Raw genomic sequence first — 12153 nt, 5'->3', positions numbered from 1 at the left:
GCGATGGTGCTCTTCCTTCTCCTCGTCCTCGTGGCCGTTTTCCTGGGAATCGTCGGCGTGGCGGCCGAGGGTCTGGGATATCTGCTGGTCATCGGCGTCGTGGTTCTCGCGGCCGACGTGGCCGTCGCCTCCGTCCGATGGTCCCGGCGCGCCGGCCGTCACTCCATCCGCTGACGGCGGGCAACGGGCACCCATGTCCCGGCACGCCGTGGAACTCGCGCCACGGCAACCGGCCATCGACCCCTGTCCAGGAGTATCGTGGAGATACCGAGGGTACTTCGTACACCGGCTTCGATGCCCGTGCCGTCCCCGGCGATTCACGACACCGGGCCGGTCCTGGCCGGCCCGGGGGCAGGGTCCGCGTGATGACCGCAACCACGTTCGACAAGCCCGCGGCCGAAGACCGGATCTCCCCTTCTTCACCACCACCTCTCCGGCTGCAGCTGGCGCCGCCCGGCACTTCCCCCGCGCTGATCGACGGCGCATGGTGGCCGCGCTCCCGCGACCTGACGGCCGAACTGCCCGCGCTCACCGCGGTTTTGGACCCGCTGTGGGGGCGGATCACCCGCGTCACCGTGAATCCCACGTTCTGGCCGGTCATCCCCCGCAACATTCCCGTCCAGGGCCATGTGGTGAAGGTCGGCTGGTTCAAGGCCGAGCAGGACCCGAACAAGCTGCTGCTGCTCTCCTATACCGCCGGCCGCTGGGACCTGCTGGTGATCCCGCCCGAGACCGACGCCGTCACGGCGGCCCGGCTGATGACCACAGCCACCGACCCCACCCGACAACTCACCGCGAGCGGTCTGATCCAGGAGGCCGTGCTCTTCGGCACGGCCGACGAGGCCGCCGCATGGGACTCGGCCCGGGAAACGGTCTGGGACTCCGAAGGCGGACACGACGCCCGGCACACCTCTTCACACGCGGAGGCCGCCATCGGCCGGGTGCCGATTCGGGCGGCAGGCATGTGACGCTGGTCTGGATACCGGCGCCTCGCCCGGGGCCCGTTCGACGCGCTGCGGGAGTAGCGTGGAGGCATCGAGAGTATTTCGCACACCGGCCGCCATGCCTGTGTCGTTCTCGGCGAGTGACGACACCGGGCCGCGCCCCGAGCAGCGGCCGGGAGACAGGTGCGCGCGATGTCCGCGACCACCGACCAACCCCCGCTGCGGATCGTGCCGTTCAGAGCTCCGACCGCTCGCCTCGCACTGAAAGCCGTGAGCACGTCCCGAGGGCCGCTCGACGGTGCCTGGTGGCCCCGCTCCCGGGACCTGACGCACGAACTCTCCGCTCTGGCCGACGTACTGGACCCGTTGTCCGGACGGATCACCCGGATCGCTGTCAACCCGACGTACTGGCCCGCCCTCCCGAGCAAGGTCTCCGTCAACGGTCTGGGGGTGAGAGTCGGTTGGTTCACGACGGAGCTCGACCCCCACAAGATTCTGCTGCTGTCCCACACCACGGGCAGTTGGAACCTGCTGGTGATACCACCGGAGGCCAGCGCCCCCGCAGCCGCCCGCCTGATGGCCGCCGCAAGCGACAGCGCCCGCCCTCCGACGACGGCGAGCGCGCTCATGGCAGCGGAAAACGCTCTCCACGACAGTTCCCATGCCGACCGGGACAGGGGTTCCGAGGACACCTGGGAGGACCGGGATGCCGCCTCCTCCTACCGGGCAGCGGGCGCCCGGCCGTGCCGCCTGGTCTCGGCGAAATGAGCGTCATGGTCACCGCCGTGGCCTGCAGCGCCCTACTGATTCTGACCGTTGCGGCCACTCGTGTGATCAGCCGGCTCACCGCACAGGCTGCGGAGAGCAGCGGTCCCCACTCCTACGACACCCCACCGACCGCGAGAAACAACCGGGGCAAGCCGTCGTCGAACCCGCGTCGTCGGCCGCCCCCGAGGCCGGAGGCCGCCGGAACCACTCTCCCCACTCGTGCTGTCGGCTCACTCCAGGACGGCGAGGTGGTCGACTGCGCCCCCGCGCCATTCGATCAGGAAGAGGGTCGCGTCGTCGCTGGTGCGGCCGCCCCGTTGCCGCTTGAGGGCATGGGAGAGTGAGCGCACCACCGCTCGTACTCCCATCTCCCCCTGTTCGATGCGGTTGACCCAGTGGATGAGCTACCGAACTGTTCCTCGCCCGCCTCGTGCTCCTCGATCAGGCCGTCGGTGAAGCACAGCACCCGGTCGCCGCGTCGCAGCGTCTGCCGGCTGATCCGGGGATCTTCACCTCCGAAGCCGACCGGCAAGGTGGTCGGGCCCGCCAACTGGCGCACGACCCGTCTGTCGCGGATCAGCAGCGGCGCGGGGTGGCCGGCGTTGACCCACTGCAGGTGACCCGTCGCGATGTTCAGACGCATCATCTGCGCGGTGACGAAGTGGTCGGGCCCGAACTGCTTGGCGATGGCCCGGTCCATGAACGCGTAGATCTCGGACAGGCCGACGTCGGCACGTCTGGCGTGCCGGTAGGCCCCGACGGCGACGGTCGCCATGGTGGCGGCGTCCAGGCCGTGGCCCATCGCGTCGACCATGGCCACGTGCAGGATGTCTTCGTTGAGGGCGTAGTCGAAGCTGTCGCCCGCGACGTTGTAGGCGGGCTCCAGGATTCCGGCCACCGCGACCTGCGGGGTGGACATCGCCAGCGGCGGCAGCAGGGACCACTGGATCTCCGCGGCCACGCTCATCGGTTCGCGGCGCCGGGCGAGGAAGAACTGATCGGTGTAGCTGTGCTTGGTGACCAGCAAGTCAGCGACCAGGCCGGCGAGTCTGCGCAGCAGCCGCCGGTCGTCGTCGACGACGGTGTCCAGGGTGAGGGCCATCACGCCCACCTGGTCGCTGCCGTCCAGCAAGGGCAGATACATCCGGACGCCGTCGGCCTGGGGCACCTCGGCAACGGTCGCGTACAGGAAGGCCCTGCCTGCGGGAGAGTCGTCGATCGACTCAGGCTCGCCGACCATCAGCCGCCGACCCGGTAGCGGCACCAGCACCAACTGGCCGTAGTCCTGCAGCAGGATCGAGACGTCGCGGCCGCCGACCCTGGCCACCTCTTCCGCGATCAGCGGGGCGATCAGCTGGGGCGGCATCTCGTGTGCCCGATCCAACAGCACCCCCAGCAGCCGCTCACCGAACCCTTCCGACCGGTCCACCATGCCCTTGTCGGGCCGCCCATCACCTTCCGCCACAGCCGAACCCCCGCACCGGCGTCTTCAAAGTCTCGGCCACCGTCTTCCTTCTCATCTCGTGCCACGGATCCAGCGCCCGCCCCGACGTCCGCGGATCCGCCGGCGGCCACGGCGCGCGCTCGCCCCGTCACCTGGTCCGTACATTCGAGCTCCCGAGACGGCCGTGATCAACCCGCACAGAGTGACGCGGCCAACCAACTCGAGGAGTCCATTACGCCACATGCGGCATGTCACACACGGTCAGGACGAATGGCGGGCATGCCGGGCGGGTTGTCCGCACCCGCCGACGCGCGTGATCGCGGAGCCCGGGTCCAGTCCTGCGACCGAAGGCCGGTGGCGGGCTCCGCCCCGGGTAGAGGCGACAGCGCAAGGGATTCGGTGGATCTTGATTCACACGGGTGGTCTCGCGTTGTCGAGTCGGGCTCCGGTGGGGGTCGAGTTCAACTCCCCTTCTTGGCACGGCTGTTCATTACGCTGCCCGGTATGTGGTTGATCGGGGTCGGTGGTGGGATCGTCGTGCTGGTGCTTCCGGCTCTGCTGGGGCGGCGGCTGCTCGGGGTGAACGCCGGGGTGCTGCGGGTCGCGGTCGCCTCGGTGGTGGGGATCTCCGTGTCGGGCGCGACGCTCGGCGGGCAGATGCAGGATCCAGCGCGGCGCGCCGCGCTGTTCCCGCTGATGCTGGGGACGGGTCTGCTGTCCGCGATGGTGTGTCTGGTGGTGCTCGAACTGGTGCTGCCGGCGGGCGGCCCGGGGCTGCTGTCCCGGGCGCGGGCGGTGCGGGCTCGGCTGGCCCGCGCCCGGCGCTACTCCGAGATCGTGTCCCTGCTCGGCCGGCACGGCCTCGGCCCGTATCTGACCGGCCGCACCAGAAGCGGCGGCGGCCTGCGGCACGAGCGGCTCGCCCGGGAGCTGCACGGGGCGCTCCAGGCGGGCGGCACCACGTTCGTGAAGCTCGGCCAGGTGCTGTCCACCCGGCGCGATCTGCTGCCCGAGCCGTACGTCACTGAGCTGAGCCGGCTGCAGGACCGGGTGCCGCCCGCTCCCTGGCCGCAGGTGGAGGCCGTACTGCTGGAGAGTCTTGGCGCGCCCCCCACCGAGGTGTTCGCACGCTTCGAACGCGAGCCGCTCGCCGCCGCCTCCATCGCCCAGGTGCACGCCGCCGAACTGCATGACGGCAGCCGCGTCGTCGTGAAGGTGCAGCGGCCCGGCATCCGTGAGGCCGTGGAGTGCGACCTGGACATCGTCGCGCGGCTGGCGCGGACCCTGCGGCGGCGCACCGAGTGGGGGCGCGGGCTCGGCCTGACCGAGCTCGCCGACGGGTTCGCCGAGGCGTTGCGCGAGGAGCTGGACTTCCGGGCCGAAGCACGCAACCTGACCGCCGTACGGCGGGCCGCCGAGGCGCGTCGCGACCACAGCGTGACGCTGCCCGCGCTGTACGAGGAGCTGAGCACCGAACGGGTGCTGGTGCTCGGCCGGATCGACGGGGTGCCGCTCGGCCAGGTCCGGGACACCGACCCCGGCCAGGGCGGGAAGCTCGCGCACACCCTGCTCACCGCCTTCCTCGACCAGATCGTGTACGACGGTGTCTTCCACGCCGATCCGCACCCGGGCAACATCCTGGTCCTGCCCGACGGCAGTCCGGCACTGCTCGACTTCGGCTCGGTGGGCCGGCTGGACGCCGGGCTGCGGGCCGCCATGGCGGGGTTGTTCGTCGCCGTGGACCGGGGTGACCCGGCCGCGCTCCACGACGCGCTGCTGGAGGTCACCGACCGGCCCGAGGAGGTGGACGAGCAGCGGCTGCAGCGGGCGCTCGGCCAGTTCAGCGGCCGCCACCTGGGCCGGGGCGCGACCCCCGACGTACGGATGTTCACCGATCTGTTCCGGCTCGTGGCCGACTTCCGGCTGGCCGTCCCGCCCGAGATCGCGGCCGTGTTCCGGGCCCTGGCCACGCTGGAGGGCACGCTGTGCCGTACGGCGGAGGGGTTCGACATCCTGGCCGCTTCGCGCGAGTACGCCGCGGCCCGCTTCGCCCGGCAGCTGGAGCCCGCGACCCTGCGGGACACGGCACGTGACGAACTGCTCGCCCTGATGCCGGTGCTGCGCCGCCTCCCCCGGCGCCTGAACCGGATCGGCGGAGCCCTGGAGGAGGGGCGGCTCGGCGTCAACGTACGGCTGCTCGCGGACGCGCGCGACCGGCGGGTGATCGGCGACCTGCTCAGCCGGGTGATGCTGGCGATGTTCGGGATCTTCTTCGGGGTCCTCGGCGTACAGCTGCTGGGCATGGACGGGGGTCCGGCGACGGCCGGCGGACCGGGTCTGTACGCGCTGATCGGCTACCACCTGCTGGTGCTGTCCGCCGCGGTCGTCCTGCGGACCGTCCATCTGCTCGGCCGTCCGCTGTCCTGACCGGACGGACGGGCGGACGGGCGGACGGGCGGGCGGACGGACGGACGGACGAGCCGGGCAGACGGACAGCCGGGCAGACGAACGACCCAGGCAGACGGACGGCGGGCCGACGGACAGCCGGTTTGCGCGGATGCCGCCGCGGGTCAGACTCCCAGGCGGCGGGTGAGCGAGCGGCGCCAGACGAGCAGGGCCGTGCCGGTCACGAGGGCCGCGGCGCCCAGGGCGAGGAAGTAGCCGGGGCCGGGCACACGGTCGCCGGAGACCTTCAGGGCGTTGCCGCCGATGCCCCCGCCCAGCGCGCCGGCCAGCCAGAACAGGGCGACCATCTGGCTGACGAACGTGGCCGGGGCGATCGCCGTGGAGGCGCTCATCCCGACCGGCGCGAAGGAGACCTCGCCGGCGGCCAGCAGCAGGAAGGCCAGCAGCAGCCACAGCGGTGACACCCGGACGCCGTCGGCCGCCCGCGTCGCGGCCGAGGCCATCACCAGGTAGGCGGCGGCCGTGGCCGCCATGCCGACCGCGTACTTGACCGCCGTCGGCACCCGTTCGCCCGCGCGGGTCCACACCGACGCGAACAGCGGCGCCAGGACGAGGACGAACAGCGGCACCGCCGCCTGGAACCAGCTGGCGGGCACCGTTCGGCCGAACACCTCGCGGTCGGTGGCGTGCTTGGCGAACAGCGCGAAGGCCGAGCCGCCCTGCAGGAACAGCGCCCAGAACACGGCCGAGGCGAGGAACAGCCAGATGTAGGTGCGTACGCGGACACGTTCGACGGCGGTCAGCAGCGGGTTGCGGAGCAGCCGCCAGAAGCAGATCACCGGCGCCACCACACACAGCAGGCCGAACAGCGCCATGAGGTGGGCGATGCGGAAGGTGCCGAGGGCGGCGTCGGTGCCGTAGACGAGGACGGCGAGGGTGACGGCGGCGAGGCCGGTCCGCAGGACCCGGGTCCGTTCGGCCGGTGTGGCGAATCGCTCCGGGGCGGCGCCCGTGTCACCGAAGTGCCGGGAGCCGCGGACGTACTGGAACAGTCCGGCGGCCATGCCGACGGCGGCGGCACCGAAGCCGAGGTGCCAGTTCACCCCCTCGCCCAGCGCGCCCACCACGATCGGCGCGAGCAGGGCGCTGACCTGGACGCTCATGTAGAAGACGGCGAAGCCCGCGTCGCGTCCCGCCCGGTCCTCGCGGTCGTAGAACGCGCTCAGCAGACTGGCCATGTTGGGCTTCAGCAGCCCCGTGCCGCAGGCGATCAGCAGCAGGCCCGGGTAGAGGGAACCGGTGACGGGCACGGCCATCGACAGATGGCCGGCGGTGATCAGGACGCCGCCGTGCAGCACGGCACGCCGCGCGCCCAGGACGCGGTCGCCGATCCAGCCGCCGGGCACGGAGGCCAGGAAGACCGCGGCCATGTACAGGCCGTGCAGCAGCGTCGCGTCGCCGGTCGACATGCCGAGGCCGCCGCGGTCGGTGTCCTCCGTCGCGTACAGGACGAGGATCGCGGTCATCCCGTAGAAGCTGAAACGCTCCCAGATGTCGGTGCCGAAAAGGGTGGTGAACCAGCGCGGCCGGCCCAGCAGGCCGGTGCGCCGGGCGGCGCTCTCGAGCGGGTCGGCTACGACACCGGGTGCGGTGCCGGTCGCGCCGGACCGCGGGTCGGCGGTGGGCGGTTGGGGCGGGGCGGCCATGGCTCCTCCGTGCGGACGTCAGACGGGCACAGAGCGAGGCTCGCCGCGCTCTTTCGACGACCGGTCGAGAAACACTCGGGCAGGGGGCGGCGGCGGGCGCGGTGCGGCGGTACGGCAGCGGGCGCGGTACGGCGGGACGGCGGGACGGCGGCGGGCGCGGTACGGCGGTACCGCCGAAGGGCAGGGGCCGGTGTTCGGAACGGGCGCGGGAGGGGGCGGCGGGGCCGGGATGTGGGCTGCCCCCGCGGCTGGGCTTCGTGGGCGGAGGCCGGTGGCCGGGTGCCGTGCGGTTCCCCGAAGACCGATAGGTGCGGCGGGCGGGGACGGCGCGGGCGGCACGGACCACATGACCGTCGCGGCGGGCGGCGCGTGGCGCCCGGCAGGGAGGAGCCGCCGGGCGCCACGGGGGTGAGGGGACGGGGCGGACCGCGGGTGGCGTGCGGCGGTGTGCACCGTCGCGTGGCCCGGGGGGTCGGTCCGGTCTCCGGTGCCCTCGAACCGGTCGCCGTTCCGCCTCACCCCCTCAGGGAACGCCCTGTCCCTCGCGATCCGCTCGCGCCCCGCTCGCCCGCCGGCGAGGCGGTCGCGGCAGTCGCCACGGCAGCGGCCACGGCGGCGGGCGAGCGCGGCCGATGGCTGAGGCGTCCACCCGGCACGACGGAAGCCCGGGCGCTGTCAGGGGCGCCCGGGCTCCGGTTCGGGTACGGCCGTGGCCGTGTCGTACGGCCGCCTGGTACGGCGTTCGTACGTCAGTCAGCCGTGTCAGCCGTGTCAGCCGTGCTTCTCGATGTCCACCCTCGGCAGCCGGCGGTCCAGGCCTGCCGGGATCCACCAGGCGTGGCGGCCCATCAGCTGGAGGGCGGCCGGGACGATCAGGCAGCGGATGACCACGGCGTCGACGAAGACCGCGACGGCCATGCCGAAGCCGAACTGCTGGAGCATCCGGTCGCCGCCGAGGATGAAGGCACCGAAGACGGCGACCATGATCGCGCCCGCGGCCACGACGACCGAGCCGGTGTGGGCGAGGCCCTCACGGATCGCCACCGTGGCGTCGCGGCTGCGGGTCCACTCCTCGCGGATGCGGGAGACCAGGAAGATCTCGTAGTCCATGGAGAGGCCGAAGACGATGGCGAAGATCATGATCGGCAGGTACGCCTCGATCGGGCCGGGCTCCAGGCCGAACATGCCCTTCTGGAACACCAGCGTCATGGCGCCCAACGCCGCTCCGATGCTCAGCAGGTTGAGCAGCGCCGCCTTGAGCGGCACCAGCACCGAGCGGAACACCAGGACGAGGATCAGCAGGGACAGGCCGACCACGATGGCGATGAACAGGGGCATCCGCGAGGAGACGGTGTCGGCGTAGTCGATGACGGCCGTGGTGGAGCCGCCCACCAGGTAGCGGGCGCCGGTCTCCTCGCGCAACTGGACGAGGACGTCGTCGCGCAGGGTGTGCACCAGTTCCGTGGTGCGCTCGTCCTGGGGCGACGAGTCGGGGAAGGCGATGACGGTGGCCGCCTTGCCGTCCTGGGAGGGGATCGGGCCGGTGGCGGCGGCGATGCCCTTGGTGTCGTTGAGCTTCTGCGAGAGCGCCGCGCCCGCCTTGTCGCCGCCCTCGGTGACCACGACCAGCGGGCCGTTGAACCCGGGTCCGAAGCCGTCGGCGAGCAGGTCGTAGGCCTCGCGGCTGGTGGTGCCGGCCGCGTCGTTGCCCGCGTCGGCGAAGCCGAGCCGCAGGTCGAGCGCGGGGGCGGCCAGTGCCCCGAGTGCGGCGACGGCCAGCAGCAGGGAGACCAGCGGCCGGCGTTGCACCAGCCCGGCCCAGGCGCGCCAGCGGTCCCCGCCCTCGATCGGCTTGCCCTTCGCGGTGCGCTTGCGCGCCTTGGCGGTGAACTGCCGGGCGAAGCGCTTGCCGAACAGGGCGAGCAGCGCCGGCAGCAGGGTGAGCGAGGCGATCATGGTCACCAGGACGGTGAGCGCCACGGCGACGGCGGTGCCCTGGAGGGAGCCGAGGCCGAGGGCGACCAGGCCCAGCAGGGCCACGATGACGGTGCACCCGGCGAAGAACACGGTGCGGCCCGCGAGGTCGAGGGCGCGTCGGCCCGCTTCGTCGGGGGACGCGCCGCGCACCAGCTCGGCCCGATAGCGGGCGAAGATCAGCAGGGCATAGTCGATGCCGACGCCGAGGCCGACGAGCATCATGATGTACGGCGTGTAGCTGGCGATCGTGAAGACGTGCGAGAGCAGGATGATCACGCCGAGGGTGCTGCCGACGGCGAACAGAGCGGCGATGACCGGCAGTCCGGCCGCGATGACGGTGCCGAACATCAGGCCGAGGATGACCAGCGCGGCGAGCATGCCGATGCCCTCGGCGGCGCCGCCCTCCGGCTCGGCGAGCTTGCGTGCCGCGTCGCCGCCGAGTTCGACCGTGAGGGCGTTCGACCGCGCGGTGCGGGCGGTGTCGTAGATCCGCTGGGTGTCCTCCTTGGCCAGGTCCTCGGACTTGCCGTCGAGGACGACGGTGGCGTAGCCGACGGTGCCGTCCTGGGAGACGGCCTGCTGGTCGTCGTAGGGGCTGCGCACCTCGGCGACCTCGGGCAGCTTCGCCACCTTGCCCAGCATGGCCGTGACCCGGCCGCGGGTGTCGGCGCCGGTCAGGCCCTGCCGGTCGTGGAGCACGATTTCGAGGGTGTCGCCGGCCTGTGCGGAGCCGTGCTTCTCCATGGTCTCCAGCGCCTGCTGGGTCTCGGTGCCGGGCAGGGAGAAGTCGTCGCGGTAGCCGTCGCCGACGGCGGAGGCCGCGCCCCAGACACCGAACAGGACGACGACCCACAGCAGCAGGGCCGTCCATCGGTGGTGCTGGGCGAAGCCGGCGGTGCGCTCGAGGACGGAGCGGCTGTGTGGGGGTGGCGGCGTGGTGGGGGTGTCGCCCCGGACCGGAGTAGTGGTCACCATGCACTCCTTGTTGAGACAGTGCGCCCAGAGGTGTCACAACGGTGTCGGGTACGGCTTGAGCGTCGCTCGAGCCGGCCGCGGTGTGACGGGGCGTCAGCCGGTGGTGGTGTGCGGGGGTTGGGACAGGTGCAGCACGCGCAGGACCCGTTCGCCGTTCTTCGGCCGGGGGGTCTCGGCCCCGGCGCGCAGGAGCGTGCGCCGGGTGAGCGTCATCGTGGCCGGGTCGAGGTCCACGACGTGCGTGTGGACGGACGGGTCGGCCAGGACGGCACGGTGTCGCTCCGTCTCCGCGCGGACGGTGTCGCGCAGGTCCGTGACGGACCCGAGCGGCTCGCTCTCGCTGACGAGGTGTCCGGCGGGGCCGGAGCCGATGCCACACTGCAGGACGGTGCCGGTTCGCACGGGCACCGGTCCGAAGGCGGCGCAGAGTCCCGCGTACTCGGCGCCGGTGAGGAAGCGGCCGAACTCGTGCGGTTCGGCCCAGACGTAGAAGGGGGCGTAGCTGTTGTGGCCGCCGTCCGCGGCGTCCGTGACGCAGAACGCCTTCAGGAGCAGCCCGGTCCGCGCGTCCCAGGGGGCCGAGCGGTCCGTCACCCGTCGGTGGATGACGTTCATGTCGTAGTCGGCGGGCAGCGGGATCGAGTAGTGGGCGGTCAGCACGGCAGGTCACCTCATCCGGGTCGCGATGTCCGGCGGGTGGTGCTGCCGGGCGCCCGGAGTGTGACGTGACGCGCTAGTGCGGCGGTGGGGCAGGCCGTCAGGCCCGTGCCTGGAGCCGCAGGGTCTCGGCGTGGAAGATCTCGTTGCCGCGGTTGGTCAGGTCGAGCAGCAGTTCCTGCTGTTCGGGGGTGAGTTCGGACAGGAGCTTGCCGAGTGCCGCCCGGTAGTCGGTGAAGACGGTGTCGACGCGTTCGGCGAAGGCCTCGGGGACGGTTTCCACGATGACGCGTCTGCGGTCCCCGGCGTCGGGCCTACGGCGGACGAATCCGGCCTTCTGGAGGCGGTCTATCACCGTGGTGATGGCTCCGCCGCGGCTCAGTCCGGCGCGCTCGGCGAGCTGACCGGGCGTCATGGGGCCTTCCAGGTCGAGCAGGCTGAGGCAGTTGAAGTCGGTGGCGTTGAGCCCCACCGACTGGGCCACCGCGGACTGGAAGAGAACCGTCCTGGCCGCCTGCACCCGCAGGGCCGTGGCCAGCGACATGAGGGTGCCGAGGGAGCGGTCCTCTTCGCTGTGCGGTCGCATCGTCGCGTTGCCTCTCTGCCGTTCGGTTCCGGCCAGCGTACTTGCGCGTCCGCCGTCACGCGTCCGTACGGCGGCCGTGGTTCAGGCGGCGCGCCGGGAGCGCTCGACGCGCAGTCGGACAGCCTTGCTCGCCACGTCGAACAGGGGTCCGCTGGTGGGGAACGGCTTGATACGGCTGTTCTGGAAGCCGGCGACCAGCCACCGTCCGTCCACCCGCTCCAGGATCAGGGTCTGCCTCGACAACCGCTTGGGCGTGACCTGCTTCTGCCAGGGGTAGAGCGCGGCACCGGTGGAGACCACGACGGCGCGGTCCTCGCCGGCCGGGCGGACGCTCTCGATCTCGTGGGTCACCAGCCGGGTGCCGTAGAGCATGGTGCGGAACATCAGGTCGTGCATGTCCGCGATCTCCTGGCGGCCGTTCAGCAGGACGCCGTTGAACTGCACGTAGGTGGCGTCCGGGGTGAAGAGCTCGCCGTAGCCCGGTCCGTCGGCGGCGTCCCAGCGGGCGGCGAGTCCGGCCAGGACGGCGCGGGCGTCGAGGCCGGCGACGCGGGTCTCGTGGGTGGTGTTCATGTCGGTTCTCCTTCGGTCGGCGGCGGGCCGCGGGTACGGGCCGCGTCGTTGAACGCTCTAATTTCGTTCTTCTCTCTTTCCGTGCATCTCTAATTTAGAGAGATAGTGGTGGGGGTG

9 protein-coding genes and 1 pseudogene are annotated in these 12153 nt (G+C 72.0%); 4 read left to right on the top strand and 6 right to left on the bottom strand.

What is annotated here, in order from left to right:
• Positions 1-3: 3 nt before the first annotated feature.
• From OG985_RS29970 to OG985_RS29960, 3 genes are all read left to right on the top strand, one after another.
• The gene (locus OG985_RS29970) at positions 4-174 is read left to right on the top strand and encodes a hypothetical protein (RefSeq protein WP_371671459.1); all 171 of its coding nucleotides are present in this window, start codon (positions 4-6) and stop codon (positions 172-174) included.
• A 191-nt stretch (positions 175-365) separates the two neighbouring features.
• A complete protein-coding gene (locus OG985_RS29965; protein ID WP_371671458.1) occupies positions 366-968 on the top strand; it encodes a DUF5994 family protein in 603 nt (200 codons plus the stop codon).
• Between the two features lie 168 nt (positions 969-1136).
• The gene (locus tag OG985_RS29960; RefSeq protein WP_371671457.1) at positions 1137-1712 is read left to right on the top strand and encodes a DUF5994 family protein; all 576 of its coding nucleotides are present in this window, start codon (positions 1137-1139) and stop codon (positions 1710-1712) included.
• A 230-nt stretch (positions 1713-1942) separates the two neighbouring features.
• Here OG985_RS29960 and OG985_RS29955 read toward each other — a convergent pair.
• A pseudogene (locus OG985_RS29955) lies at positions 1943-3144 on the bottom strand (PP2C family protein-serine/threonine phosphatase).
• A gap of 516 nt (positions 3145-3660) precedes the next feature.
• Here OG985_RS29955 and OG985_RS29950 point away from each other — a divergent pair.
• Positions 3661-5583 carry an ABC1 kinase family protein gene (locus OG985_RS29950; protein ID WP_371671456.1) on the top strand — a complete coding sequence of 641 codons (1923 nt, stop codon included), beginning with the start codon at positions 3661-3663 and terminating at the stop codon, positions 5581-5583.
• Between the two features lie 143 nt (positions 5584-5726).
• On the opposite strand, the gene OG985_RS29945 is transcribed toward OG985_RS29950, so the two are convergent.
• The 5 genes from OG985_RS29945 to OG985_RS29925 all read right to left on the bottom strand — a co-directional run bounded on the left by OG985_RS29945 (position 5727) and on the right by OG985_RS29925 (position 12036).
• The gene (locus OG985_RS29945) at positions 5727-7268 is read right to left on the bottom strand and encodes a peptide MFS transporter (RefSeq protein ID WP_371671455.1); all 1542 of its coding nucleotides are present in this window, start codon (positions 7266-7268) and stop codon (positions 5727-5729) included.
• A gap of 771 nt (positions 7269-8039) precedes the next feature.
• Positions 8040-10220, bottom strand: coding sequence for an MMPL family transporter (locus OG985_RS29940; protein ID WP_371671454.1), 2181 nt, complete (start codon positions 10218-10220; stop codon positions 8040-8042).
• Positions 10221-10313: 93 nt separating this feature from the next.
• Positions 10314-10880, bottom strand: coding sequence for a DUF4865 family protein (locus OG985_RS29935; protein WP_371671453.1), 567 nt, complete (start codon positions 10878-10880; stop codon positions 10314-10316).
• A 97-nt stretch (positions 10881-10977) separates the two neighbouring features.
• Positions 10978-11463: a MarR family winged helix-turn-helix transcriptional regulator gene (locus OG985_RS29930; RefSeq protein ID WP_371671452.1), complete on the bottom strand. Its 486-nt coding sequence runs from the start codon at positions 11461-11463 to the stop codon at positions 10978-10980.
• An 81-nt stretch (positions 11464-11544) separates the two neighbouring features.
• Positions 11545-12036, bottom strand: coding sequence for an SgcJ/EcaC family oxidoreductase (locus OG985_RS29925; RefSeq protein WP_371671451.1), 492 nt, complete (start codon positions 12034-12036; stop codon positions 11545-11547).
• Positions 12037-12153: the final 117 nt, after the last annotated feature.

This window comes from Streptomyces sp. NBC_00289 (assembly GCF_041435115.1).
GTDB lineage: Bacteria > Actinomycetota > Actinomycetes > Streptomycetales > Streptomycetaceae > Streptomyces.
Note: the sequence above shows the minus strand (reverse complement) of the source record. Positions and strands in the feature narration are given on the sequence as shown.